This is a genomic window from Roseivivax jejudonensis, from assembly GCF_900172265.1.
Lineage (GTDB): Bacteria > Pseudomonadota > Alphaproteobacteria > Rhodobacterales > Rhodobacteraceae > Roseivivax > Roseivivax jejudonensis.
Map to the genome: position 1 here is coordinate 16,517 of NZ_FWFK01000010.1, position 24,042 is coordinate 40,558.

Annotated in this window: 25 protein-coding genes; 10 read left to right on the plus strand and 15 right to left on the minus strand. The window is 67.6% G+C overall.

The annotated features are described in order from the left end of the window. Nucleotide 1: 1 nt before the first annotated feature. From ROJ8625_RS19810 to ribA, 3 genes are read right to left on the minus strand one after another with little or no spacing between them, the layout of a single operon-like run. Nucleotides 2-397, minus strand: coding sequence for a 6-pyruvoyl trahydropterin synthase family protein (locus ROJ8625_RS19810; protein ID WP_085793667.1), 396 nt, complete (start codon nt 395-397; stop codon nt 2-4). A gap of 10 nt (nt 398-407) precedes the next feature. After that, nucleotides 408-1,361, minus strand: a complete 954-nt coding sequence (locus ROJ8625_RS19815) for a zinc-dependent alcohol dehydrogenase (RefSeq protein ID WP_085793668.1) — start codon at nt 1,359-1,361, stop codon at nt 408-410. Continuing rightward, nucleotides 1,358-2,446: a GTP cyclohydrolase II gene (gene ribA / locus ROJ8625_RS19820; protein WP_085793710.1), complete on the minus strand. Its 1,089-nt coding sequence runs from the start codon at nt 2,444-2,446 to the stop codon at nt 1,358-1,360. Before ribA ends, ROJ8625_RS19815 begins: the two co-directional genes overlap by 4 nt. A 216-nt stretch (nt 2,447-2,662) precedes the next feature. Between ribA and ROJ8625_RS19825 the strand changes: the two genes are divergently transcribed. Next, the gene (locus ROJ8625_RS19825) at nt 2,663-3,391 is read left to right on the plus strand and encodes an FkbM family methyltransferase (protein WP_085793669.1); all 729 of its coding nucleotides are present in this window, start codon (nt 2,663-2,665) and stop codon (nt 3,389-3,391) included. Between the two features lie 9 nt (nt 3,392-3,400). Here the strand turns inward: ROJ8625_RS19825 and ROJ8625_RS19830 are convergent, their stop codons facing one another. From ROJ8625_RS19830 to nusG, 3 genes are all read right to left on the minus strand, one after another. Then, nucleotides 3,401-4,186 (minus strand): inositol monophosphatase family protein, encoded by a 786-nt coding sequence (locus ROJ8625_RS19830; protein ID WP_085793670.1) that lies wholly within the window; start codon nt 4,184-4,186, stop codon nt 3,401-3,403. After that, nucleotides 4,183-5,235 carry a glycosyltransferase family 4 protein gene (locus ROJ8625_RS19835; protein WP_085793671.1) on the minus strand — a complete coding sequence of 351 codons (1,053 nt, stop codon included), beginning with the start codon at nt 5,233-5,235 and terminating at the stop codon, nt 4,183-4,185. The genes ROJ8625_RS19830 and ROJ8625_RS19835 overlap by 4 nt, the downstream gene beginning before the upstream one ends. Nucleotides 5,236-5,347: 112 nt before the next feature. Further along, nucleotides 5,348-5,884, minus strand: coding sequence for a transcription termination/antitermination protein NusG (gene nusG, locus ROJ8625_RS19840; protein WP_159456825.1), 537 nt, complete (start codon nt 5,882-5,884; stop codon nt 5,348-5,350). A gap of 199 nt (nt 5,885-6,083) precedes the next feature. Here nusG and ROJ8625_RS19845 point away from each other — a divergent pair, with 199 nt between their 5' ends. Further along, a complete protein-coding gene (locus ROJ8625_RS19845) occupies nt 6,084-6,548 on the plus strand; it encodes a hypothetical protein (RefSeq protein ID WP_085793673.1) in 465 nt (154 codons plus the stop codon). A gap of 32 nt (nt 6,549-6,580) precedes the next feature. Here ROJ8625_RS19845 and ROJ8625_RS19850 read toward each other — a convergent pair whose 3' ends face one another. The 6 genes from ROJ8625_RS19850 to ROJ8625_RS19875 form a co-directional block, all read right to left on the minus strand. Further along, nucleotides 6,581-6,940 carry a hypothetical protein gene (locus tag ROJ8625_RS19850; protein WP_085793674.1) on the minus strand — a complete coding sequence of 120 codons (360 nt, stop codon included), beginning with the start codon at nt 6,938-6,940 and terminating at the stop codon, nt 6,581-6,583. Between the two features lie 142 nt (nt 6,941-7,082). Then, on the minus strand, nt 7,083-9,269 hold the full coding sequence (locus tag ROJ8625_RS19855) for a GumC family protein (protein WP_085793675.1): 2,187 nt from the start codon (nt 9,267-9,269) through the stop codon (nt 7,083-7,085). A 75-nt stretch (nt 9,270-9,344) separates the two neighbouring features. Then, nucleotides 9,345-10,010: a sugar transferase gene (locus ROJ8625_RS19860; RefSeq protein ID WP_085793676.1), complete on the minus strand. Its 666-nt coding sequence runs from the start codon at nt 10,008-10,010 to the stop codon at nt 9,345-9,347. 265 nt (nt 10,011-10,275) lie between these two features. Further along, nucleotides 10,276-11,640, minus strand: a complete 1,365-nt coding sequence (locus ROJ8625_RS19865; protein WP_200813346.1) for a polysaccharide biosynthesis/export family protein — start codon at nt 11,638-11,640, stop codon at nt 10,276-10,278. Between the two features lie 25 nt (nt 11,641-11,665). Further along, a complete protein-coding gene (locus ROJ8625_RS19870) occupies nt 11,666-12,259 on the minus strand; it encodes a YjbF family lipoprotein (protein WP_159456826.1) in 594 nt (197 codons plus the stop codon). After that, nucleotides 12,256-14,370 (minus strand): YjbH domain-containing protein, encoded by a 2,115-nt coding sequence (locus tag ROJ8625_RS19875; RefSeq protein ID WP_306372297.1) that lies wholly within the window; start codon nt 14,368-14,370, stop codon nt 12,256-12,258. Before ROJ8625_RS19875 ends, ROJ8625_RS19870 begins: the two co-directional genes overlap by 4 nt. Nucleotides 14,371-14,577: 207 nt before the next feature. Here ROJ8625_RS19875 and ROJ8625_RS19880 point away from each other — a divergent pair, with 207 nt between their 5' ends. From ROJ8625_RS19880 to ROJ8625_RS19910, 7 genes are all read left to right on the plus strand, one after another. Then, nucleotides 14,578-15,315 (plus strand): metallophosphoesterase, encoded by a 738-nt coding sequence (locus tag ROJ8625_RS19880; protein WP_085793679.1) that lies wholly within the window; start codon nt 14,578-14,580, stop codon nt 15,313-15,315. Nucleotides 15,316-15,506: 191 nt separating this feature from the next. After that, a complete protein-coding gene (locus ROJ8625_RS19885) occupies nt 15,507-15,854 on the plus strand; it encodes an ElaB/YgaM/YqjD family protein (protein WP_085793680.1) in 348 nt (115 codons plus the stop codon). After that, the gene (locus ROJ8625_RS19890) at nt 15,855-16,208 is read left to right on the plus strand and encodes a phage holin family protein (RefSeq protein ID WP_085793681.1); all 354 of its coding nucleotides are present in this window, start codon (nt 15,855-15,857) and stop codon (nt 16,206-16,208) included. A 50-nt stretch (nt 16,209-16,258) separates the two neighbouring features. Continuing rightward, nucleotides 16,259-17,344: an AI-2E family transporter gene (locus ROJ8625_RS19895; protein WP_085793682.1), complete on the plus strand. Its 1,086-nt coding sequence runs from the start codon at nt 16,259-16,261 to the stop codon at nt 17,342-17,344. A 156-nt stretch (nt 17,345-17,500) separates the two neighbouring features. After that, a complete protein-coding gene (locus ROJ8625_RS19900; RefSeq protein ID WP_085793683.1) occupies nt 17,501-18,154 on the plus strand; it encodes a protein-L-isoaspartate O-methyltransferase family protein in 654 nt (217 codons plus the stop codon). A gap of 58 nt (nt 18,155-18,212) precedes the next feature. Then, a complete protein-coding gene (locus ROJ8625_RS19905; RefSeq protein WP_085793684.1) occupies nt 18,213-19,655 on the plus strand; it encodes a TolC family outer membrane protein in 1,443 nt (480 codons plus the stop codon). Between the two features lie 72 nt (nt 19,656-19,727). Continuing rightward, the gene (locus tag ROJ8625_RS19910) at nt 19,728-21,215 is read left to right on the plus strand and encodes a hypothetical protein (protein ID WP_085793685.1); all 1,488 of its coding nucleotides are present in this window, start codon (nt 19,728-19,730) and stop codon (nt 21,213-21,215) included. A gap of 97 nt (nt 21,216-21,312) precedes the next feature. On the opposite strand, the gene ROJ8625_RS19915 is transcribed toward ROJ8625_RS19910, so the two are convergent. Beyond that, on the minus strand, nt 21,313-21,642 hold the full coding sequence (locus ROJ8625_RS19915) for a DUF6280 family protein (protein WP_085793686.1): 330 nt from the start codon (nt 21,640-21,642) through the stop codon (nt 21,313-21,315). Nucleotides 21,643-21,859: 217 nt separating this feature from the next. Between ROJ8625_RS19915 and efp the strand changes: the two genes are divergently transcribed. Then, entirely contained in the window at nt 21,860-22,423 is a 564-nt protein-coding gene (gene efp / locus ROJ8625_RS19920) for an elongation factor P (protein WP_085793687.1), read from the plus strand. Between the two features lie 69 nt (nt 22,424-22,492). On the opposite strand, the gene ROJ8625_RS19925 is transcribed toward efp, so the two are convergent. Continuing rightward, nucleotides 22,493-23,302: a fructosamine kinase family protein gene (locus ROJ8625_RS19925; RefSeq protein WP_085793688.1), complete on the minus strand. Its 810-nt coding sequence runs from the start codon at nt 23,300-23,302 to the stop codon at nt 22,493-22,495. Further along, nucleotides 23,299-24,039: a CAF17-like 4Fe-4S cluster assembly/insertion protein YgfZ gene (gene ygfZ / locus ROJ8625_RS19930; RefSeq protein ID WP_085793689.1), complete on the minus strand. Its 741-nt coding sequence runs from the start codon at nt 24,037-24,039 to the stop codon at nt 23,299-23,301. The genes ROJ8625_RS19925 and ygfZ overlap by 4 nt, the downstream gene beginning before the upstream one ends. Between the last annotated feature and the right edge of the window lie 3 nt (nt 24,040-24,042).

Below are 24,042 nucleotides of genomic sequence, written 5' to 3' on the forward strand. Positions count from 1 at the left end.
CTCAGATCTCGTCCTCGAACCAGGCGCGGGCCACGTGGCTTTCGTGCAGCAGGATCCGCAGGCGTTTCACCCGGCCGCCGTCGTTCAGCGCGCCGCTGCGCACCTTTTCCGCCATGCGCGCGAAGATGTGCCCGCACAGGAATTCGGTCGTTGTGAACTTTCCCTTGAATTCAGGTACTTCGTCGAGGTTCTTGTAGCGTAGCGGCCCGAGCACCTCGTTCAGCGCTTCGGTGGCGAGGCCGATATCGACCACGAGGCCATGATCGTCGATGTCGTTCGTGAAGAAGGCGGCATCGACCGTGAACGTGGCACCGTGCATCCCTTGCGCGGGTCCGAAAACCTCGGAAGGCAGCGAGTGTCCGATCATGATGTGGTCTGTGACTTCGACGGCGAACATGGATGGTCCCTCAGGTCGTTTTGTATTTGATACGGTGGCAGAGCGTCGCCGGATCCATCAGGATCGCGCCGTAACGCTCTGGAAGCGCTTCGAATTCCGTCTCTCCGGAAATCAGGACGTCCAGCGCGGGATCGTGCAGCAGGTCGAGCGCCGTCGCCAACCGACGCGCATGGTCCCAGCGCGGACCGCGCATTGCCGGCAGGTGCCCGACCTGCGAACTGACGAGGCGCAGGCGGCGCGAGTGGAAGGCGCCGCCGAGTGCGACGGGCACCGTGCCTGCGCCGTACCAGCTCGCCTCGACGATCGTTGCCTCGAAACCTGCGCAATCGAGCGCGGTGTCGAGGCCGTCTGCCGTGGCCGTCGCATGGATCACCACGTCGCAGTCTCGCGGTGCGGCATCCGGTGCCGCGAAGGCGCAGCCGAGTGAATCCGCGAGCGATGCGCGCGCTGCGTTCACGTCGACGATCGTCACCGCGGCTCCCGGCAGACGCGCGGCGAGATAGGCGACGAGCGCGCCGACGACACCGGCCCCGATCACAGCCACGCGGTCACCAGCGGCGGCGCCGCTGTCCCACAGCACGTTGAGCGCGGTTTCCATGTTCGAGGTCAGAACGGCCCGGTCCGGCGGCACGGCCTCGGGCAGCGGCGTCAGCATCGTCTCTGGTGCGCGGAAACGGGTCTGGTGCGGCTGGAGCGCGAACACCGTACGTCCCGCGAACGCACCTTCGGCCGGGCGGCCGACCGCGCAATATCCGTACTTCACCGGGAACGGGAACGCCCCTTCCTGCGCGGGCGCGCGCATGCGGTCGGCCTCGCTCTCGGGCACGCGCCCTTCGAAGACCAGCCGCTCCGTGCCCCGGCTTATGCCGGAGAACAGCGTCTCGACCAGCACACCGTCGCCCTCCGCGCCGGGGCCGAGCGCGGCCTCGCGCGGGGCCACGCACCACAGGGCGGTCGCGCTCATGTGAAGATGTGCCCCGACTTTGCCGCCTTGGTCGCGAGGTAACGCTCGTTCTGCGGCGTGCGACCGGCCTGAAGCGGCACCCGTTCGACCACGTCCACCCCGTGCCGGGTCAGGATGTCGACCTTGCGAGGGTTGTTCGTCATCAGGCGCACGCGCTGGATCCCGAGCCGAGCGAGCATCTGCGCACCAGTGCGGAAGTCGCGCAGATCGTCGTCGAAGCCGAGCCACTGGTTCGCCTCGACGGTGTCGAGACCGGAATCCTGCAGCGCGTAGGCCCGCATCTTGTTCGCGAGCCCGATCCCGCGGCCCTCCTGGTTGAGGTAGAGCAGCACGCCGCCATCACCCCCGGCCATCGCAGCCATCGCGGCATGAAGCTGCGGTCCGCAATCGCACTTGAGGCTGCCGAGAACGTCGCCGGTGAAGCAGGCCGAGTGGAGCCGCACGAGCACCGGCTGCGACAGATCCGGCGTGCCGACCTCGATTGCCGAATGCTCGATGCCGCCATCTTCGGGACGGAAGACATGCACGCGCCCGGCATCGGAGGCCGCCATCGGCAGCGGGGCGGAGCTCACGCGGTCGTGGTGCGCGCCAGCGGCGAGCGTGTCCGTCACCTCGTGCGCCTGCATGACAGTGAGGCCGAGGCTGAGCGCCAGGTCCGGGCCCTCGCGAAGCGGCACGATCACCGCCGCCGGCAACACCTGCGCCGACTGTGCGAGCGTCGTGGCCGCCCGGTGGATGGCCGAGCCCGAGGCGAGGGGCGGCAGCGGGCAGGGCGTGGCGCCCGAATCCGCGACGCCGCCGGCCTGCGTCGTGATCCAGTCCAGCCCGGCAGTGGGCGGCAGGGCGGCCCGCAGCACGTCGCCCGGCGGCATCGCGATGCTGCCGAGCGCGCGTGCGCGGTGCCGGGTCAGCGCAAGCTCAGCCCGGCCCATCGCCGCAAGGGCAGCGAAGCGGTCCTCGGTCAGGGTTTCGGCCCAGGCGACCAGCGCGGCCTCGCCGTGATCGAGCAGGATCACCGGCAGCCCGAGACGCAGATCGCCCTTGAGCCGCATCAGCCGCTCGGACGCGCGCGGCGCCAGCGCCACGGGAAGAGTGGCCGTCTCGGGGCCGGCGGTCAGGTCAGGGCCGTCGATGGCGGCGGAGCGGAGTGGGCGCAAGGTCAGAATCCCGTTTTCCGGTCTGGTAGGCGAGACTTAGGTCGCGACGGGCCGAGGCAAGAGGCGACGGCTTAACTCCGCCTGCGGCTGGATCGGCGGCGGGGCGCGCTAGGTCTGCGTCAGGCATCGCAAATGAGGCAGGACATGGACCGCTGGCTGGGACTCCTTCGATCACTGGTGATCTATCACAAGCCCGCGACCCGGCGCGCATGGCGCCAGTTTTACGCCGAGATCCTGTCCGACGGCGATCTCGCCTTCGACGTCGGCGCGCATGTCGGCACGCGGGCGCGGGCCATGAGGGCGGCCGGTGCGCGGGTCGTCGCGCTGGAGCCGCAGGCGCTGTTCGCGCGGTTCCTGCGCCGGACGCTGCCGCGGGACATCACGCTGATCGAGGCCGCCGCCGGCGGCGCCGAGAGCGAGGCTGTGATGGCGGTGTCGTCGCGCCATCCGACGGTGTCGTCGCTTCATGCGGATTTCGTCTCCGGCGCCGCCAGTGCGCCCGGCTTCGGCCACGTCCGCTGGGACAGCGAACAGAAGGTGCAAGTGGTTACGCTCGACGGGCTGATCGCCGCGCATGGCCTGCCCGATTACGTAAAGATCGACGTGGAGGGGTTCGAACTCGACGTGCTTGCGGGCCTGTCGCAGCCGGTGCCGCTCCTGTCGGTCGAGTTTCTTCCGGGCTTTCCGGATCTCACGCTGCGGGTGATGGACCGGCTGGCGGAGATCGGGGACTATCGCTTCAACCCGATCGTGGGGGAGGGCGGACGCTTTCTCTGGTCCGACTGGCGGGATGGCTCGGCGGTCGCCGAATGGCTGTCCGGGCTGCCGCCGGAGTCGGAGTCGGGTGACCTGTTCGCGCGCCTCTCGCGCTGACGGCGCGCGTCAGGCCGCGCGCAGGATCGCCGCGAACTCCCCGAAAAGGGTCGGGGTCGCCGCGATCACCGTTCCGCTGGTCTCTGGCCTGTCGTCGGGGCTCCAGCCCTCCACCGTGACGCCGGCGGCGCGCAGGATCACGAGGCCGGCGGCGATATCCCACTGCTGCAGCCGCCGCTCCCAGAAGCCGTCGATCCGACCGGCCGCGAGCCAGGCAAGATCGAGCGCCGCCGCGCCCATACGCCGCACCCCGGCGCAAGCCGGCATCAACCGGGCGATGTCTGCCGCGTGATCGTCGATATGCGGCATCGTGCCGAACGGAATCCCCGTGCCGAAGAGCGCGGTGCCGAGCTGACCGGTCTGCGAGGGCTGCAGGGGATCGCCATTCAACACCGCCTCGCGGCCGGCGCGCGCTGCGAACGTCTCGCCGCGCAGCGGGTCGTGGATCACGCCGATTGTGCGAACGCCTTCGACCTCCAGCGTGACAGATACCGCCCAGTGGGGGATGCCGCGCAGGAAGTTCGTGGTCCCGTCGAGCGGGTCGACGATCCAGCGACGCTGCGCCGTGCCTGCCGCGCCGGTTTCCTCCCCCAGCCAGCCGTCGTCGGGCCGCGCCGCGGCAAGGCGCGCGCGCAGGTGTCGCTCGGAGGCGAGATCGGCCTCGCTCGCGAAATCGCCCGCACGCTTCTCGGTCACCGTCAGACGGTCGCGCGCCTGCCAGTGTCCGAGCAGGATCTCGCCCGCCTCGATCGCGGCGTCCCGCGCGAGGCTGAGGTCGTTGTCCTCGCCGGTCACGGCGTTACCCGGTCGAGCACGGCGGCGACGGTTGCCGCCGTATCGTCCCAGGCGGGCAGGGCGGCGCCCGCGCGTGCGGCGCCGTCGGCCAGTGTCTTGCGATGCGCGGGGTCGGTCAGCAGGCGACGCAGCGCGTCCGCGACGGCGTCCACGTCCTCGACCGGAACCAGAACCCCGGCGTCGCCCGGAACCGTGCCCGGAACCGCGCCGGTGTCGCAGCTCACGATCGGCAAGCCGTAGGCCATGGCCTCGTCGAAGACGATGCCATAGCCCTCGTAGCGGGTGGCGAGCGCAAAGATCGAGGCCCGCGCGTAGAACGAATCCAGCGTGTCGCGGTCGACCCGCCCGGCGAAGGTAACGCGATCATCGAGGCCCGACGCAGCCTTCAGCCGGTCGAGTTCGGCGGCATGGTCCGCGTCGTGGACGCCACCGGCGATCACGGCCTGCCAGTCGAGATCGGTCAGCCGTGACAGCGCGCGCAGGAGCACGTCGTGACCCTTGCGCCGAACGCGGATCCCCACGGACAGGATGAGCGGCGGGTCGGCGGGCGCGCCAACGCCCGCCGGTCGGTCGGTTCCGGGGCGCGCCACGGTGATCGCCGCCGCCGGCACGCCGTAGTCGGCCGCGAGAAGGTCCGCCGTATGCGGGCTCGTCACCACGACAGCGGACGCACGCTCTAGAATCGCGCGCTCGGTCTCGAAGAGATGGGCCCGCCGCGCCTCGGGCAGCCCGCCTTCGTGCGCGAGAGGGTGATGCACCATCGCCACCAGCGGTGCCGCCATGCCGTCGAGCGCGTGGACGGGAAGCGCCCCGAGCGCGAGCCCGTCGACCAGGACAGGGCAATCTGCGGGCAGGGCCGCCAGGCGCGCCGCGGCATCCGCGATCTCCGCCGCGCTCGGATCGGGAAAACCGGCCCCCAGCTCGATGAGCGCCACGTCGCGGCCCGCCGACCGCAGCCCGTCGAGAAGGCGCCGGTCGTAGATGTAGCCGCCGGTCAGCGTGGTGATGTCGCCGGGAACGGCGAGGGCGGCGCGGCGGGGGCGTGTCATGGTGGTCGTCGGCTTTCCGGTCAAGGGCTGGCGCACAGCGCCTCCGTTCGGCGCTCCAGATGGCGCGCGGCGGCCGGCGGGCAAGCGCTTCGGCTGTGGCTAGCGCACGTGGCTAGCGCACGGCTCTCTCGACGATGGACGCCGGCACCTCGACCCGCGTCGCCTGTCCCATGAGGTCGATCAGCAGGCGCAGGCGCTGGTCCGAGGTCAGGTCCTCGACCCGCGCGACGATATCCGCAAACGGACCGGACAGGATCCGGATCTCGTCTCCAACCGCGATGCGATCCGGCTCCTGAAGCGTACCGGAGCCGTCGCATCTTGCGCGGAGCCCTTCGATGAAGCCTTCGGGAAGGGCGCGCGGGCGGCGCGGATCGGACACCACGAGCCGGGTGATTCCGCGGGTCGCGTTGATCGCGCGCCAGGAATCGCCGGCCGGATCGAAGCGCACGAATACGTAGCCCGGAAAGAGCGGCCTTTCGCCCGTCCGCATGCCGTGGGCGCTGCGCGTCGACACCGTGAGCAGCGGCGCGAAATGCTCGAACTTCTGCCGCGTCAGGTTCGTGCGCGCAATGCGGAGCGCGTTCGGTTTGACCTGCGCCGCATACCAGCCCGCTTTGCGGGTCGCCGCATCGAGAACGATTTCGGGCATTCCTGGATCACCGTTTTGCTGTCCGCCGCGACGGGTAGTGCATCGCCGCTGCCGATCCAAGGCGAGGGGCATTCAATTAAACGTTTCATCGCGACGTGCGCGTCATTCCGCGTGTGATTCAGGCAACGGAAAGACTTCGGGCCTAGCGTGTCGCGGCGCCCCGGGGGTGGGGTGCGTCGATCTACCTGGAGTATCCAAGATGGTTGCTTTCGCAGTCGCGAAAGCGTGTCGAGCCGCTGTGCTCGGCGCGCTTCTCGCTGTCGTGCCGGCCGTCGGCATGGCGGCGCAGGCCAAGACGACGAGGATCGTCATTTCCGACGATCGGGGTGGGCTGGTGCATACGCGCGCACAAGATGTCGCGCGGATCCGGGCCCGGGGACAGACCGTGGCGATATCCGGCCGCGTCTGCCTTTCGTCTTGTACGATGTATCTCGGGGCCGGGGACGTGTGCGTCCGGCCCGACGTCACCTTCGGCTTTCACGGGCCCAGTTACTACGGTCGCCGGCTCAGCCAACACGACTTCGACTACTGGAGCGCCGTGATTTCAAGCCATTACCCGCCGGCATTGCGGAAATGGTACATGCAGAAGGCGCGCTTCCGCCTGCGCGGGTTCTACAGGATCTCGGGCCGCCAGCTGATCGCCATGGGCGTGCCCGAGTGCTGAAGACACGCTGAGCGTGGCGCTATGCGCCGCGCTCAGTTCGTGCCGCTGGTGCTGGAAGTCGAGGATGTGTTCGACGTGCCGCCGCCGTTGCCGCCAGCCGCGGCCAGAGCGCCGGCTGCCGCAACGCCGCCCAGGATCGGGGCGAGGCCACCGAAGAGCGGCGCGACGTTCGTCGCCGCACCGGCGGCACCGGCCGGCACCGCGGCGCCCGCGATCTCGTCGTCGCTGCAGGTCACCTCGAGACGGCTGTCTTCGAGCCAGCGGGCGGACGCGACGGCGCGGTCCTCGCACACGTTCAGGCGTTCGGCAGCCGCGACCGGGGATTCCGGTGCCGCAGACATGGCCGGCGTGGCCAGAGCGCAAACAATGGCGAAACTCGCGAGGGTCTTCATTTGATACTCCACTCGAAATGCTGCCCCGACACGTAACGCAATTTCCGGCCTCGGACCAGAAAAGGCTTCAAATTGCGCGAATAAATTTCGCGTATCGGCCTGCGATGCCCGGAAGGACGGCCACCCGGGGGCGGCCGTGCCATCACGATGTGTAGTAGTTGGACCCGTAGGCCGCGTAGGCGCCGTACTTTCCGCCGTAGCCGTAGCGGCGCATCCCGCGCGGATCGATCTGTGCAAGAACGAGGCCGTTGACCCGCGTGTTGACGGAGCGGAACTGTCGCAGCGCCTCTGCAACCTGGGTCTTGCTGGTCCTGTCCCAAGCGACGGTGAACAGAACGGCGTCGGTGTATTGCGACACGATCCGCGCATCCGGTACCACCAGCACCGGAGGGGTATCGACCACGATGAAGTCGTAGGAATCACGCAGGCTGCCCAGGAAGTCGCGGAAACGATCGGACGAGAACAGGTCCGCGGCGTTGGCGGAGGTGCGTTCCGCCATCATGATGTCGGCGTTCATCGCCTCGTCGCGGATCACGCACTCCTCGAACGGCACCGTACCCGTCATCGCGGCGATGACGCCGCCGGCGGCCCGGTCCTTGCCGAAGTACTCGCCGAAGGTCCGGCGACGGATGTCGCCCTCGACCAGCAACACGCGGCGGCCCAGGCCGGCGAGGTTGTGGGCAAGCGCGATGGCCTGCGTCGTCTTGCCTTCGCCCGGAAGGGCCGAGGTCGACATGATAATCTGCGGCGGATTGTCGATGTCGGACAGCAGCACCGACGTCCGCAGGTTGCGGATCGCCTCGGAGGCGGCGGAGGTCGGCTTGCGGTTCAGGTAGTCGACCAGTTGTCCCCGCTTGCGGATCGGGATCTTCGGGATCTGGCCGAGGATCGGCAGGCCGGTCTCTGCCTCGAGATCTTCGCTGGTGCGGAAGCCGCGATGGAGGAACTGCCGGCCCATCACGATCGCCGCGCCCACCATGAGGCCGAGGATCAGCGAGAGCGCCACGATACGCGACTTCCGCGGCTCGACATACGTGCCCGGCGTCGCGCGCGACAGAAGGCGGCTGTCGGCCTGCTGCAGACCGCGCTGCACCGATGTCTCCTTCAGACGCGTCAGGAACGTCTCGTAGAGCGTTCGCGTCGACTGAAGCTCGCGCTCCAGCTGCTGCAGCTCCGAGAACTGCTGCGACTGATCGTTGAAGCGTTGCTGCAGATCGTCGTAGCTCGCCGAAAGCGCTTCGGCCTGTTGCGAAGACCGGCTGGCATTGGTCGTGAGGCGTGCGGTCAGCGTGTCCAGACGGGTTTCGAAGAGCTGCTGCGCGTCCGTGTCGCCCGCCACAGCGTCGTCGACGATACGGTTGAGCGTCGGATCGTCGAGCTCGCCGGCAATGTCTTCGTAGGCACCGGCGTCGCGCAGATCGCTGATCCGGTCGATACGCGCCGTCTGGACCGAGGCCGTGCTGCGCGCGTCGGCAAGTCGGGCGCGGATGTCACGCAGCTGCTGGTTCAGACCTTCGAGAGCTTCGGGACTCGACAGCTCCATGTCGGCGCGCATGTTCTTCACGGCCGCCTGCTGGTCCTCAAGCTCGCCTTCAAGGTCGACCACGCGCTCCGACAGCCAGGTGACGGCGTTCTCCGTCGCCTGGAATTTCACGTCGATCTGGTTCTGGATGTACAGCTCGGACAGGGTGTTGGCTATGCGGGCCGACTTCATCGGGTCGCCGGTCTGGGCACGGACGTTGAAGACGTAGGTGTTGCGCTGGTTCGTTGCCGACACCGCGGAACGGACGGCATTGACCGTCCTGTTCAGGGTCCGTTCTTCTTCGCTGATGGTTTCGCCGGTAGGCGCTGTCGTGGTGGGCGCCGCTGCGTCGTCGCCGACAAGACCCCGGACCGCACCGACCACCGAGCCGATGATCGGACGGATCGCGAAATCGGGCTCCGGGCGGAGCGCGGAGTTGAACTCTGGATCGTTGGTCAGATCGAGCGTGCTCACAAGCTCTTCGATCAGGCTGCGCGAGCGGATGACCTCGAGCTCCGTGTTGATCGACGAATCCTCCGTCGACACGCCGGACACGACGCTCTCGATGTCCACGACCTGCTCGTTGCGCAACTGGAGGGCGAGTGACGTGGTTGCCGCGTACTTCGGCTCGGCCACCACGAAAGCCTGGTATCCACCGATCAGCGCCGCGACCGCTGCGCAGCCCGCGATGATCCACTTGCCCCGCCAAAGCGTGCCCGCGATTTCCAGGAGGTCTATTTCGTCATCCTCTTGCGCAGGCGGCTGATAGGGCTGCGTCGCGGTGACGTTCCGAGGCTTTTCGAGCATGCGTCCACATGAAATTCTGATCTCACGGCGTCATCGCATGTCTGCGATGAGCGGGCAATGCACGAAGCGGTCAACTCAGGTGCCGTGTCCCCTCAGAATTGTCATTACGGTGCGGCAGAAGATGAGAGTATCGAGCCAGAATCCGGCATTTCGGATATACGCGAGATCGTCACGGACCTTTGCTGCGGTCGCCTCGAGGCCGTTCGCGTAGCCGAGACGCACCTGGGCGAGACCGCTGATTCCCGGGCGGACGGCGTGGCGCTCGCGGTAGCCCGGCACGTGCCGGACGAAGCGGCGGGCATGGTTGAAGTAGTCCGGGCGCGGCCCGATAAGGCTCATGTCGCCGCGCAAGACGTTGAAAATCTGCGGCAATTCGTCGAGACGGGATTTGCGCAGAAAGCGACCGAGGCGCGTGATCCGGTCCAGTTCGAGCGGATCGTCCGCGCCACGCGCGATACGCTCGACCGGCCGCATCGTCCGGAACTTGATCGCCGGGAAAGCGCGGCAATGCCGCCCCATCCGCGCCTGAATGAAGAACAGCGGTCCGGCATTGAAAATCGGATTCGCGGCGATAAGCAGCGCGGCCACGGCAAGCGTGAGCGGCAACAAGACAAGCGCGCCGACGATATCGAATACCCGTTTAACAGAACGGTAAATCGCTCGATCAATTCCGGTCTCGGAATATTCGAATTCCGCTACATCAACCGAGCCGCGAAATGCGACACCGTGCAAATCGAACATAAACGTCCCCCGGCGCGCTCAGGCCTCGAGCCGAGCCGCGCAGTTCCAGAATCGCTGTCGAGCTTATTTTCCGTTAACCTTCTTGCGGAATGAGGGCTCTCGATCAAGTCCCGTCTGACGCGAAAGAGCAGCATTTTTGCAAGGCCACATTTTTGCCGCAGTTCTGATCACTCGGTGAGCAGACGCGCAGGGGCCAGCCCTACAGAACGCGTCGGGCCGCCCCCGTGATCGAGGGCGGCCCGTGCATTTCGGCGCTTACGTTGGATCAGTTTCCGACGGCCGAAGTCGCAGTGTTGATGATCGTCGGGAAGAACTGCTGCAGCGCGCGGTTCCATTTGGTGATCGGCTGCTCCTCGATGAAGACGATGTCGTTCGGGCGCATCGTCATCTGCGTCGCGAGGGTCAGGTTCGCCGCGTTCGCCGCATTGAGATGCCAGGCAGTGACCGCGTTGAACTCGGCCGGGTTCTCGGACGCGCGCAGCACGTAGATCTCGGCCGGATCGCCGGTCGTCGTCTCGAACCCGCCATTGGAGTAGATCACGTCAGCCAGCGTCGCCTGGCGTCCGAAGGGCAGGGTGAAGCGGCTCTGGGTGCTGACCTCGCCAGCGAGATAGACGTAGTCGCGCTCCACGGCGTCGAGCTCGAGCTGCGCCGAGAAGTTCCCGCGCCGCTCGTCCAGCGCCGCGCGGCGCAGCGAGATTTCCTGCGACAGCTCGGACAGCGCCTGCTGGCGGGCCTGCTGGCGCAGATTGATGACGTCGATTTCGGCCTGGTAGAACGCGAAGGCCTGTTCGAGGTCATAGGTCGTGTCCACGAAGACCGCGTCACCGTTGACCAGCTCGAGCCGCTGCAGGTCGGGCCGTGCGAGGTAGTCCTCGAGCGGGATCTGGTAGAGATTGCCGTCGCGGTAGATGCGGATCGAGACGTATTCCTCGTTCGGGGCGGTCACGCCCCCGGCCGCTGTCACAGCCTCGCCGAGATTGAGCGTGTTGAGCGTGATCGGCACGAGCGTCGGGGCGGCGACGGAGCCGCCGACGGTCACCCGCTTCGAGTTAAACTCGGCGATCTCGAGCGAGAAGGCGGGATCGATCTGGTTCTCGACGAGCACCTGGAACAACCGCGCCTCGGCTTCCTCGAGCGTCATGCCGGCGAGCTGCACGGTGCCGATTTCGGGGATCGCGATGGCGCCGTCGTCGCGCACGGTAAAGCCCTGGCGCTGGTTCTGGATGGCAAGGAGGCCCGAGAGCTCCTGAATCGTGTCCGCAGTGCTCTGCACGGCAAGCAGAACGACATCGCCGACGCCGATCCGGTAGGGCTCGTCCGCCGGCTCTGGCGGCACACGCAGCTCCAGCGTCGTGGGGCGCTCGGTCGGCACGACGGGCTGCTCGGGCAGCGCCCCGACCCCACGTCCGCTGCCGCTTCCGCCGGCGGCCTGGAAGAATGCCGCGGGCAGCGTCCGCGGCCGGTAGGAGTTGCGGTTCGCCACCGCCACCGTCTGGGGCGTCAGGTTGATGACCCGCACCGCGGAGCCCGCGGCCTGAGACCGGACCGTCGGGCTGTTATAGGTCACGCCACAGGCGCTCAGGGCGATGAGGGCGGCGCTCAGCGGCGCGATCCATGTCCGTGTCATGCGGTCTCCATTCCGGCTGAACGCGTCATCGTGTCAGCCTTTCGGTCAGAAGGTATCCGGCGCCGTCGCCGATCCATTGGCGCGCCTTGACGACCGTGCCGTCGGCACGGCGCCAATAGGCATTGTCGAAACTCCGGTCGGGGAGGTGGCAGCGTTCGTCCGTCCGGATCGTGGCGACGCCGAGACCGATCAGATCGAGCGTCTCGGCGGTCCGTCCGGTCACGCGGCACTGAAGCGTGACGAAGGCGATCTGGTCCTCGCCGTCGAGATAGGTGTGAAAGCGCGGGTAGTATCCGGCCGCGCCCGCCCCGAGCGCCGCGCGCCGGCTGCCCTCGACGTCGGCGCTCATCAAATCGAAGCCCGTGCCGCGTGTCGCCACGGCAACGCCGTCACGAAGCGAGATCCGGACGCCGTCGGCGGTCTGCCAGTGCACGACGCCATCGCGGGCGGCGACCGGCGCCAGCGTCGCGGCGGTCTCCAGCTCGGGAAGTTCGGCGAGGAGGATCGGCGTCGGCGAGGCGTCGAGAGTCTCGCGCGTCAGAACGGAGCGCGGGTCCACGGCCGCGCCCGAGGCGCAGGCGGCCAGCCCAGTCAGCAGCAGGAGCGCGCGCCATCTCATCGCCAGAACCGGCCCCATCCGTCCTCGAGTTCGGTTTCGTGGCTGTCGCGCACGAGCGGGTAGAGACGGTCGGCCACGTCGAGCCGCGCGCCGCCGTCCCGTTGCACGGGGCGGATCGCGGTCGAGAAGGTGTCCTTCGTCGGCTGGCCCGACACCCAGCCGATCGGGATGGTCAGGGTGATGCCCTTGTCGAAGCTGCCCTCGCCGAACTCGTCGGCGGACACCTCGGTGAAGGTGGCGAAACCGCCGACCTTCCAGCCGTTCTCGAACTCGCGCTCGAGGGTCAGGGTCGTGCCCCAATCCCCGGCGAGGTATTTGCCCACGTCGACCTGTCCGCGGAACGCGTTGTCGAAATCGTAGTAGGCCGACACGTGGCCGGTTCCGACCTCGTAGTCGCGGAAGTCGAACAGCATCTCGAAGTCGCGCTGCTTCACGTAGTTGGCTTCGATCCCGAACCCGAGTTTGCTGTCGACCGGCTTCCACAGAAGCTCGGCGGACACGCCGCCGAAGAAGGGTTCGAGATATCCGGCGCTGACGCGACCGTAGAGATCCTCACCCGGGCGGAAGAAATAGGAGCCCGTCAGCTGGGTCAGGCGCGGGTCCGCGTTGCGGTCGTAGCGGTTGAATTCGCTGCGGACGCGCGGAAGGACCGAGTCCGACTCGCGCGTGCTCTCGTCGAGATTGCCAAACACCTTCTTGCGGACCTGTCCCCGGAAGACGAGGCCGGCGGTGGGCTCGTAGGTCGCGGCGAGCTGTGCGCCGACATCGGCTCGGAACGGTGCGTCCGGGTCGAACAGGCTCGGTGCGATATAGGGTGTCAGGCCGAAGCTGAGGCGAGGGTAGGCCTCCGGGATCGGGTCGACCGGCTCGGCCGTCGCGTCGATGTCGGCGCGCGCGTAGGACGACCACGAGTTGTCGAAGTCGGTTTCCAGCGTCTCGAGGTCCCCGCGGTCGAGCGTGACGCGGCTGAGCGGGATGCCGTTCTGCACGAGCACGATCTCGAAGATGTCGACCGACGGAGGCATCGTGCGGGTCAGCACGCGCGACGCCCGGCCCACCGCCTGCGCCTGTTGAAGGTATGTCTCGTTCTGCACCTCGGCGCGCACACGGGTGCCCGACAGGTCGAGACCGATGAGGTCCACGCCTTCGGCGTCCATCGCGAGCTCGGTGCGCTCGATCACCTCGGCCCGCGCAGCGCGGGTGCCGCCCTGGTCCCAGCCCAGGTCGCCGGCATCGGCACGCACCGCCACGGCCGGCGGCGCGCGGTCGAGGCCGCTGGTCGATCGCGGATTCTTGGGGTTGAGCGCGAAGCTGGTCTGGATGCCGATCTCGCTGCCGTAAAGATAGCGCAAGCTGATATCGACGCCCGGTCGCAAGGTGTAGGTGGCGCCAATGTTGATCGGGACCTGATAGTCGAAGGCGGTTTCGCCTTCGAACGGGTAGTTGTCCGAGGAGTACTCGAGCGTATAGCGCAAGCGATCGGTCGCCTGATACTCGAGGCCGCCGAAGATCGCGGTCGGACCGCTGAAGAGCTGGTCGAGCTCGACCTGGCCGCCCTCGTTGCCGTCGCGATCCGGGCGATCCTCGAGATCCGACGCAATGTAGGAGAGGGGGTTGCGGAAGCCGTTCACCAGGCCGAGCCGGCCCCAGCCGATTCCGCCCGTGACCCGGAGCCGATTGCCCAGGTGCTTCGTGGCCACGATGTATTCCGAGCGATAGCGGCCCGTCCCGAGAAAGTCGTTCAGGCCGACCGCAAGGGCGGGCATCGTCTCGGTCTCGTAGCCGAGCTGGTAGTGAAGCGAGAAGCTGCGGTCGAAGATGAACTCTTGCACTCGATCGGAGTCGGGATTGCTGCGGATGTCGTAGAGGTTCGAGTAGCGGAACGCGCCCGACAGGCGGGGCGTGACCTGAAAGCTCAGCGTGTTGCGCAGCGTGTTCTTGAAGTACGACGTGGTGAAGCCGAGTTCGCCGTCCGGACGGCCGGGCGCCGCGGGCATGTCGATGAGGCCCGGCATGCCAAAGCTGTTCAACCGCGTCTCGACGAGCGGCTCGGCGCCGGACGCCAGGGCGCAACTGCACAGGCACGCCGCTACGGTTGCTCTTCGGTACAAAATGACTGCCTCGGCCTTTTTTTGTTTCGATACGCCATTTCTGCAGGCTGGTGCAGGTTGGAGTCAGGTGGGCGTGCCTTGCGATCGCCGGGTTGTGTTGAATAGGTCACGCGTCGGCACCGGCGTGCGCATGCAGCGGGGACTTTTCCACCGAAGCCGGATCTCATATCTGACGAGCAGACAAAAGAACCGACACAAGGGCAGGCAATGGCGCTCCGCGCATTTTTCGGACGGGCTCAGGACGAGGCCGAACGTCCCCTATTCGGGCCGATCCGGCCCGATCGCACGCTGACCATCATCGGCGACGTGCACGGCAGTTTCGAGGCCCTCGACAGGCTGCTTCCGAAGCTGCCCCAGGAGGGCGAGATCGTCTTCGTGGGCGACCTGATCGACCGCGGCGAACGCAGCGCCGAGGTGCTCGACCTCGTGGCCGGCCATGACGGCGTGACCGTCCTGAAAGGCAACCACGAGCAGCTTTTGCTGGACTTTCTGGCAGACCCGGCGCGGCACGGGCGGCGCTGGCTCCGCTACGGCGGTCTGCAGACCTGCGCCAGCTACGGGCTGTCGGATCTCAGCCTTAGCGCAAACTCCGACCAGCTGGAACGGGCGCGTGACGCGCTGGCCCAGAGAATGGGCGCGCCGCTCCTGCGCTGGCTGTCCGGCCTGCCGAGTTCGCTGACCTCCGGCAACGTCACGGTTCTGCACGCCGGCGCCGATCCGCGCCGCGCGATCGAAGAGCAGGACGAAAGCGTCCTGCTCTGGGGTCATCCGGAATTTCACCGCGAAGCGCGCACCGACGGCATGTGGGTCGTCCACGGGCACACGATCGTGAACGCGCCTTCGATCGCGGATGGTCGTATCGCGGTCGATACCGGCGCCTACGCGACGGGCCGGCTGACGGCGCTGGTGCTGTCGCGGGACGTGACCGCCTTCATCTCGTCCTGACCGGCGCGTGCGAACCGGCTGCGCCGGTTGCACATCGGCGGTGTCGCACGGCCGTTGCAGCGCGGTTCCGACCGGCGCCCAGTAGACCGCGGGCTTGACGCCGCGGCATCATGCAATGCGTGTGAGGTGCATGGGAACTCGCGGCTGGGCTGCGTCGTTCTGTCACGAAACTGCGAGTTACAGGGAACACCATGGCAGAGACAAACCTCAAGGACGTCCAGTCGGACGCGAAGAAAGCAGCCGGACGCGACACCGACGCGCTGGCAGATCAAATCGATGTCCTGCGCCGCGACCTGGCGAGCATCACCGAACTTCTCGGCGACATCGGAGTGCGCCGGAAAGATGAGACGGTGGCCGCCGCGCGCGATCGGATGGAGCGTCTGCGCCGGGAGGGCGAGGCCCGCTGGAGCGATGCCCAGAACTACGCGCACGAGACGCAGGACGAACTGTTGTCGGCGATCCGTCGCCAGCCCGGCACCGCGATCGGTATCGCAGTCGCAGCGGGCTTCCTCGCGGGGCTCATCACCAGCCGCAAATAAATGGCGCTGTTTGCCTACTATGAGGCGCTCGCGCGCCGGAAGGTTCGCGGCGCCGCCTATTCGCTGACGGGCGTTCTGTTCCTGCTCGTCGGCGTCGGCTTTCTGGCCGCGGCGCTCTGGATGGTGCTGGCGGAGTTGCGCGACGCGCAATTCGCCGCGTTGGTCATGGGCTTCGGCTTCGTCGCGATCGGTCTGATCGTGATGGGGATCGGCAAGCTCATCTCGCGGCTGCGCGTCCGGCACGTGCCACCACTGCAGGGCGCAGCGACGCGGGCGCCGCTCATACAACTCGTCGAGGGCTTTCTGGTCGGCGTCGATGCGGGGCGCCGGTCGCGCGGGCCCCGGCGCGACTGATTTATCGCTCAGCCGGAGTGACCGGCGTCTCCTGAAAGGACTCCGGTTCAGTGGCTTCCACTCCCGACTCCCTGCGCATTCCGCTCGTCATCCTCGCCACCGTCGCGGCGGGTTTCGTGCTGTATGTTGCGAACGACATCATCGCGCCGATGACCCTTGCCGTGGTCATCGGCGTGATCGTCGCGCCGGTGATGGACGTGTCCAAGCGCATCGGCCTGCCCGAAGGGCTCGCCGCGACGCTTATCCTGATCATCACCGTGGCGGGCATCGCCGCGCTCGGGTTCGCGCTCGAGCCGCTGTTCTGGCGCATCGTCGACGAACTGCCGTCGATCCGGCTGGAACTGCGGGCCCTCGTCTACCAGTTCCAGGGCGTCATCCAGGGTATCGACAACGTCCAGGAAGAAATGAAGCAGGCCCTGGGCGCGGCAGAGGAGGCGGCGGCCGGCGGTGCGGCGGCCGAAGAGGGAGCCGAAAACGGTGGCGGTCCCCAGATTCCGACGCTGACCGATGCGATGTTTCTCGCGCCGATCATCCTCGGCAAGTTCCTGATCTTTGTCGGCACCTTCTATTTCTTCCTCGTGACGCGCCACCGCGTCTATTCGGCGCTGGCGCAGCGCATGAGCCAGGTCGGCGAGTCGACGGTGCTGCTGTCGCGGTTCCACCGCGCCGAATACCTCGTCTCGCGATATTTCGTGACGATCTCGATCATCAACGTCACGCTGGGCTTCGCGCTCGCGGGATACCTGATGGCGATCGGGCTCCCGCTGCCACTCGTCTGGGGCGCCGCGGCGGCGATCCTGAACTTCGTCCTCTATGTCGGGCCGGCGGCGGTCGCGTGCGGGCTGCTGCTCAGTGGGCTGATCAATTTCGACGGCCTGATGGTTCTGGCGCCGGCCTTCGGGTACCTCTGCATCAACATGACGGAGGCCCAGTTCGTGACGCCGTCGCTGGTTGGTCGGCACGTCGCGCTGAACCCGCTGCTGGTCTTCTCGACCCTGTGTTTCGGCATCTGGTTCTGGGGGCCGATCGGCGGCATCGTCGCCATTCCCGTGATCGTGATCGTGATGGCGCTGCTCGACGATCCGGCGAGCCGAACCCACGCCAATACGGCCCGACGCGCGCCGGCGCGCGACTGACGCGCGTCAACCCGGCCGCGAAACGCGGCCGGGCAGGCGACGCAGCCTCGCAACGCTTTGCCGCAATCCTGACACGGCGGTCCGAAGGGTCGTTGCCGCAATGCCCGTGCTGTGGCAGAAGAGCGGCAATCTCAGCACTACGGACGGTTTCTTATCATGGTCGACAACGCAGAGCGCCGGAAGTTGATGGTCGACACGCAGGTCCGCACGGCCGATGTGACGAAGTTTCCGATCATCTCGGCGATGTTGCGCGTCCCGCGCGAGGCGTTCCTTCCGGCCGACCGAACCGCCGCCGCCTATGTCAGCGAGAACGTGCCGCTCTCCCCCGGACGGGTGCTGCTCGAGCCGCGCACGTTCTCCAAGATGCTCGACTCGCTGGCGCTCACCGACGAGATGCTCGTGCTCGATCTGGGATGTGGCTACGGATACTCGTCCGCGATCCTGTCGGAGATCGCCGAGGCGGTCGTCGCCGTCGAAGAGGACGAGAGCCTCGCCGACGAAGCCGAGGCGCTGCTGTCGGAGCATCACGCGGACAACGTCATTCTGCACCGCGGCCCTCTGACCGAGGGCGCGCTGGAACACGGGCCCTACGACGCGATCGTCGTCGAGGGCGCGGTCGAGCAGGTGCCGCAGGCATTGCTCGACCAGATCAAGGAAGGCGGGCGCATCGCCTGCATATTCGAGGAGCGTCGGCTCGGCGTCGTGCGGATCGGCTACAAGATCGATGGACACGTGTCGTGGCGCTTCGGGTTCAATGCCGGAGCGCCGGTTCTACCGGGGTTCGAACGGCATACGGCATTCGCGCTCTAGACGGGCGCGCACGGGGCCGCGCCGGAGGCGGCCGGGCAAGACAGGGCAGGATGGCAGCATGAGATCGAACCGACTGAAGCGCCTTGCGGCGGGAATCTGTCTCGCGGCCGGGATGACGGCGGGGGCAGCGCCGGCGGACACGCTCGCCGACGCGATGGTCGGCGCCTACCAGACGAGCGGTCTGCTGGAGCAGAACCGCGCCGTCCTGCGCGCCGCCGACGAGGACGTGGCGCAGGCGATCGCGGCCCTGCGCCCGGTGCTGAGCTGGTCGGCCAGCGCCACCCGCAACTTCGGCGAGTCGCAGAGCACGTCGCAGACGCTGAACCCCTCGACCCTGTCGTTCGAGACGCAGACGCGGACCACCCCGACGGTGTCGAATACCGCCTCGGTCGGCCTGTCGCTCAGCCTTTTGGTCTATGACTTCGGCCGCACCCGCATGGGTGTCGATCTGGCGAAGGAATCGGTTCTGGCCGCGCGCCACGCTCTCGTCAGCGTCGAGCAGCAGGTGCTGTTCCGGGCGGTGCAGGCCTTCTGGGAGGTCCGGCGCGCACAGCAGACCGTGGACCTGCGCCAGAGCAACCTGCGTCTCATCGAGCAGGAACTCCAGGCCGCCCGCGACCGCTTCGAGGTGGGCGAGGTCACCCGGACCGACGTCGCGCTGGCCGAGGCACGGCTGGCCGAGGCACGCAGCCAGCTCGCGACGGCGCAGGGCAACCTGACCATCGCGATCGAGGAATACGTGGTCGCCGTCGGCCGCCGGCCTGGCCCTCTTCAGGTGCCGGGCTCGGTGCCGTCGCTGCCCGATACGGTCGAGGCTGCGACCGCCACCGCGCTGCGCCTTCATCCCGAGATCGTCTCGCAGCAGCACAACGTGACCGTTGCCGAGCTGCAGATCGCGATCGCCGAGGCGGCGATGAAGCCGCGCTTCAACCTGACGGGCAACCTCGGGTACCAGAGCGACTTCGACAGCGAGGATTACTCGCGGTCGGGCTCGATCTCGCTCGGGGCGCAGGGGCCGATCTACCAGGGCGGCGAGCTGTCCTCCCTGGTGCGGCAGGCGATGGCGCAGCGTGACCAGCAGCGCGCGCTTCTGCTGCAGATCACCCGGCAGATCCGGCAGGGCGTCGCGAACGCCTACATCCAGCTGCGTGTGGCGCGGTCCTCGATCTCGTCCGGCAACGACCAGGTCCGTGCCGCCCGCATCGCCTTCGAAGGCATCCGCGAGGAGGCCACGCTCGGCGCGCGCACCACGCTCGACGTGCTGAACGCGGAACAGGACCTTCTGGACGCGCGCACGCTGCTGATCTCGGCGCAGGTGGACGAGTACATCGCCGCCTACAACGTGATCCAGGCAATGGGTCTTCTGACGGTCGATCAACTCGATCTGCCGGTCCAACGCTACGATCCGTCGGTCTACTACAACCTCGTGAAGACCGCGCCGGCGCGCAGCCAGGAGGGGCAGAAACTCGACCGTGTCCTTCGGGCATTGGGAAAACAGTAGAATTATCCGTGTCTGTTGTGCCGATTCAGTCGCTGGGCTATTCTCTGGCGCTGAGGTGAGAGTGGTACCCGGATGACAAATCACCCTTCGCATTCGGAAATCGAGGACGTTCTGTCTTCGATCCGGCGTCTCGTGTCGGAGGATGGGCGTGCGCCCCTCCGCAGCGAGCGGGCCAAGCCCGTGGCGTCGCCTGACGCTCTCGTGCTCACGCCGCAGCAGCGGGTGATCGACGGCAGCGCCGAAAGGTCCGACCCGGTCGACGACGCCGACGACATGCCCGATGAACGGCGCGAGGCGTCAGCAGAGGCGCCCCCGGCGCCGGCACCCTTCGATTTCGACGACGATCCCGATCCGGCCCTCGAGTTCGTGACGCCGCGGCGCCCGAAACAGCCGCTGCGTTCGCTCCGCGACGAGGTGAGTGCGCCCGAGGCGGAAACGCCACGGCATACGGACCGAACCGCTGCGAACGACCGCGCGGACCACGTCGCGTTCAAGGCTGATTCCTTCGATCTTCGTGCGCTGGTGGAACGGGAAGTGGCCGCGGCGCTCGCGCCCGCGCAGTACGAAGAGGGCGAGGACGAGGACGGGACCGACGCGGCCGCGGGACAGCCCGCGGCGGACACGGCGCGCGAGCCTGTGCGCAACAGCAGGGCGCCGTCGCGTCTGTCGCTGCGACCCGCCGACGCCGACGCCGATGACGACCCCGACGCGGAGACCGACAGCGACGATGCCGGACCGGCGGTGATGCCACCATTGCGGCTGGGACGCGCGCAATCGGTCGCGCCAGTGCCGGACGCGCCGCGCGATGAGGCGGCTGAGGCAGAAGACCCGGCGCCCGAGGATACCGGTGCCGATGCGCACACGACGCCCGACGCCGCAATTGCGGCCGAATCGGTGGATGACCGCGACGACGACGACGATCCGCGTGACGTGCGTATCGAGGATGTCGTGGAGGCCGCCGCGCGCGACGTGGCCGCGGCGGCGACCGATCATGCTCCGGAGCGCAGCGCAGAGATGGACGACGATGGCGCCGCGGCATCCGAAAGGGATCTCGCCGGCGTGACGGAGCCTGACGTTCTGAACGCCTCCGGGCCGGTAGCGGATGGCGCGCCTGAGGCTGCGCAACCGGCGACCGACGCGCCCGCATCCGACGTGCGCCCCGTGCCGTTCAGCATCCGCCGGGCGGCCGAGGCGCAGGACCGGGCGAAACCCACGCTGTCGCTCGAGGACAAGATCTCGGAGCTCGAGGCGATGATCGCACAGGCCGATGCGGACTGGGAGCCGACGCCGCGCGCCCCGCGGCGCGCGCCCGAGGAACGCGGCGTGACCGTGCCCGGCCCGTGGCCCGAACGGCTCGAGCCGCAGGAGACACGGCCCGCGACGACGACGTCGCCTGACGTTCCCGCATTGCCGCTCGACGCGGACGCGCTGCGAGAGGTCGTGGCGGATATCGTGCGCCAGGAGCTTCAGGGCATGCTGGGCGAGCGGATTACGCGCAACGTGCGCAAGCTCGTGCGGCGCGAGATCAACCGCGCGCTGGCGGGCTACGACGCCGACTGAGGGCGGACCGCCGGCGCGTCACGCCGCCCTTCCCAAAACATGAAAAAAGCGCGCCCGAAGGCGCGCCATTTTCATCCGGTCGGGCCGGAAGATCGTTTCAGGCTGCCTGGGCAGCCTCCGCCAGCAGCGCGGCGTTGCGACGCTCGCTCTCTTCGCGCGACAGCGCGACAGAGGTGCGCACGCCCTTGGACACGAATTCCATCAGACCGGACACGACCCGCTCGTTGGGGTCGATTCCGGCACAGGTCAGGACTTCGCGTCCATCGCGCGAGCGCGCCCAGCGGGCGATCTGTTCAGGGCCGTTGCCGTACTTCTTGTCGTCGGCAATGGCATCGTCGAGAGCGGCGAGAACAACGGCAGCGAACAGTTTGCGGGCACGATTGCCCTGTTCGGCGTTGAACGCCGTCCCATCCACGAAATCTCGCATGAAGTGCGTCCTTGCTTATTGGTCTTGTATTTCCGGGCGTGAGGGGCGTTATGGGACATCCGACGCGATTCTCATACCCCGATTATGCATGGCTCCTCTGCAGGCAGCGCATGTCTCGAACAAAAGCTATACGAGATCTGGTTGTCTTGCAGGCGCAGCATCAGCAAGATATAGGCGCAGCCAGTTTGCAATCAAGCATTGGCCACGGTTTCGACACATGCCCAAGATCAACGGTAACGAGATCCGCCCCGGCAACGTTCTCGAGCACAACGGCGGCCTCTGGGCCGCGGTGAAGGTCGATCACGTCAAGCCCGGAAAGGGCGGCGCCTTCGCGCAGGTCGAGATGCGCAATCTGCGAAACGGCTCCAAGCTGAACGAGCGCTTCCGCTCCGCGGACAAGGTCGAGCGGGTCCGGCTCGAACAGCGCGACATGCAGTTTCTCTTTGAATCCGAGGGCTTGCTGACGTTCATGGACGCCGAGACCTTCGACCAGGTGACACTGCCGGCGGACATCCTCGGGGAGCGTCGCCCGTTCCTGCAGGACGGGATGACGATCGTCGTGGAGTTCTACGAGAGCGAGGCGCTCAACGCGACGCTGCCGCAGAAGGTCACCTGCACGGTCGTCGAGACCGAGCCGGTGGTGAAGGGGCAGACTGCTGCGAACTCGTTCAAGCCGGCGGTTCTCGACAATGGCGTGAAGGTCCAGGTGCCGCCCTTCGTCGGTCCCGACGAGGACATCGTGGTGAACACCGAAACGATGGAATACGCCGAACGCGCATGACACGCTGACGCGACGTCATTGAGCGTGGCGCAGGGCGCGGGGGTTCCCCGCGCCCTGTTTCGTTCCGACTCAGACGCCGATGTCGTCCAGAAGCCCGGTGACCATCGCGTGGTAACCGCCGCCGAACAGGCGCAGATGCACCATGGCAGGCCACAGCTGGTAGATTGGGCGGCGGTCCTCGGCGCCGGGCTCGAGCTTGCCGTAGCCGCGCCAGAACGCCTGATCGGGTGTACCGAAGAGCGTCAGCATCGCGAGGTCGACCTCGTCATGGCCGTAATACGCGGCCGGGTCGATCATCATGGCGCGCTGCTCGGTGAAGTGAAGGTTTCCGCCCCACAGATCGCCGTGCAGGAGGCTCGCCCGCGGCTCTTTTGGCAGAAGCTCCGGCAGACGCGCGGCAAGCCGTTCCACTCGTCGCGCCACGTCGGCGGGCAGGGCGCCCGGATCGGCCAGGAGGCGGCGCTCGGCCCAGAATTCCGGCCAGGTGTCGGTCGCGTCGTTGGGAATCGGCACGGAGCCGAAGGCATAGCCCTCGGACCAGCCGTAATGGCCGCCGTCCCACGAATGCATCCGCGCGAGATCCTCGCCAAAGCCGCGCCAGGTCTCGCGCGTCGCCTCGGCCTTGGGCAGATAGTCGAGGCAGATCAACTTGTGCTCGGTATGCAGCAGCTCCGGAACGGGCGCGTGCAGAAGCGCCATCGCCGACAGCATGCGCGCTTCCACGTGCACCAGCGGACCGGTCTTGACCACGAGTTCGCGCCCAGTGTCGAGCTTGACGTAGGCCACGTCCGACAAGTCACCGCCGGAGAGCGGCCGGATCTCGGCGACGCTGCCGCCGAAGGCGTCGAGAAGGGCAGGGGGAAGGGTGTCGATCGTCATGCCTCGTACCTCACGACCGCATCGCCGGCCCGCATCTCGGACGTCGCCTGCGGGAAGCGCAGATGCGCCAGCGCAGCGCCGCCGGCTTGCGTAAAGAGCGTGCCGACGCGTTTCTCGCCGGCGAGTATGTCGGTGCCGACGGGCGCGGTGCCATCGACCGCGACGCGCGCGAGCCCCTTCTTGAGCTCGGTCTTGTGTTTCATGCGCGCGGTCACCTCCTGGCCCACGTAGCATCCCTTGCGGAAGTCCACACCCGACAGGCGTTCGAAGCCGGCTTCGAGAATGAAGGTCTCCGGCGTCAGCTCGATTCCGCTTTCGGGCACGGCGTGCGCGACGCGCAGGCCCGCCCAGTCGATGCCCTCTTCCGAGGCGCGGCCGTCGTAGGCGCGCCAGCCGAGGCCCGGGGCGCGCGGATCGGTGAACGCGCCTTCGGGCGCGGGCCCGGTGCCGCGGGCGGGAACGATGCCCGTCTCCTCGACCGCGACCTTCGAGCGAAGCTTGTAGAGCATCAGCGCCTTCTTGAGATCGTCGGCAATCGGCTCGGCCACGTCGATCAGGATGTCGGCGCCGTCGGGCACCAGGAAGAAGTCCGCGCGATACTTGCCCTGCGGGGTGAGCAGGGCGGCGTAAACGAGCCCGTCGCTGAGGCCGTTCACGTCGTTCGTCACGAGATTCTGGAGAAAGTCCGCGGCCTCGGGCCCGGAAAGGCGCAGCACACGGCGGTCGAGATCTGTCATCGT

Excerpts from the sequence above, each read along its gene's own strand:
- ROJ8625_RS19860 (WP_085793676.1), bottom strand. The coding sequence starts at position 10,010 with ATGTTCGATTTGCACGGTGTCGCATTTCGCGGCTCGGTTGATGTAGCG.
- ROJ8625_RS19815 (WP_085793668.1), bottom strand. The coding sequence starts at position 1,361 with ATGAGCGCGACCGCCCTGTGGTGCGTGGCCCCGCGCGAGGCCGCGCTC.
- ROJ8625_RS19835 (WP_085793671.1), bottom strand. The coding sequence starts at position 5,235 with ATGACACGCCCCCGCCGCGCCGCCCTCGCCGTTCCCGGCGACATCACC.
- ROJ8625_RS19910 (WP_085793685.1), top strand. The coding sequence starts at position 19,728 with ATGACAAATCACCCTTCGCATTCGGAAATCGAGGACGTTCTGTCTTCG.
- ROJ8625_RS19905 (WP_085793684.1), top strand. The coding sequence starts at position 18,213 with ATGAGATCGAACCGACTGAAGCGCCTTGCGGCGGGAATCTGTCTCGCG.
- ROJ8625_RS19825 (WP_085793669.1), top strand. The coding sequence starts at position 2,663 with ATGGACCGCTGGCTGGGACTCCTTCGATCACTGGTGATCTATCACAAG.
- nusG (WP_159456825.1), bottom strand. The coding sequence starts at position 5,884 with ATGCCCGAAATCGTTCTCGATGCGGCGACCCGCAAAGCGGGCTGGTAT.
- ROJ8625_RS19915 (WP_085793686.1), bottom strand. The coding sequence starts at position 21,642 with ATGCGAGATTTCGTGGATGGGACGGCGTTCAACGCCGAACAGGGCAAT.
- ROJ8625_RS19880 (WP_085793679.1), top strand. The coding sequence starts at position 14,578 with ATGGCGCTCCGCGCATTTTTCGGACGGGCTCAGGACGAGGCCGAACGT.
- efp (WP_085793687.1), top strand. The coding sequence starts at position 21,860 with ATGCCCAAGATCAACGGTAACGAGATCCGCCCCGGCAACGTTCTCGAG.
- ROJ8625_RS19850 (WP_085793674.1), bottom strand. The coding sequence starts at position 6,940 with ATGAAGACCCTCGCGAGTTTCGCCATTGTTTGCGCTCTGGCCACGCCG.
- ROJ8625_RS19865 (WP_200813346.1), bottom strand. The coding sequence starts at position 11,640 with ATGACACGGACATGGATCGCGCCGCTGAGCGCCGCCCTCATCGCCCTG.
- ROJ8625_RS19925 (WP_085793688.1), bottom strand. The coding sequence starts at position 23,302 with ATGACGATCGACACCCTTCCCCCTGCCCTTCTCGACGCCTTCGGCGGC.
- ROJ8625_RS19900 (WP_085793683.1), top strand. The coding sequence starts at position 17,501 with ATGGTCGACAACGCAGAGCGCCGGAAGTTGATGGTCGACACGCAGGTC.
- ygfZ (WP_085793689.1), bottom strand. The coding sequence starts at position 24,039 with ATGACAGATCTCGACCGCCGTGTGCTGCGCCTTTCCGGGCCCGAGGCC.
- ROJ8625_RS19890 (WP_085793681.1), top strand. The coding sequence starts at position 15,855 with ATGGCGCTGTTTGCCTACTATGAGGCGCTCGCGCGCCGGAAGGTTCGC.
- ROJ8625_RS19810 (WP_085793667.1), bottom strand. The coding sequence starts at position 397 with ATGTTCGCCGTCGAAGTCACAGACCACATCATGATCGGACACTCGCTG.
- ROJ8625_RS19855 (WP_085793675.1), bottom strand. The coding sequence starts at position 9,269 with ATGCTCGAAAAGCCTCGGAACGTCACCGCGACGCAGCCCTATCAGCCG.
- ROJ8625_RS19870 (WP_159456826.1), bottom strand. The coding sequence starts at position 12,259 with ATGAGATGGCGCGCGCTCCTGCTGCTGACTGGGCTGGCCGCCTGCGCC.
- ROJ8625_RS19885 (WP_085793680.1), top strand. The coding sequence starts at position 15,507 with ATGGCAGAGACAAACCTCAAGGACGTCCAGTCGGACGCGAAGAAAGCA.
- ROJ8625_RS19845 (WP_085793673.1), top strand. The coding sequence starts at position 6,084 with ATGGTTGCTTTCGCAGTCGCGAAAGCGTGTCGAGCCGCTGTGCTCGGC.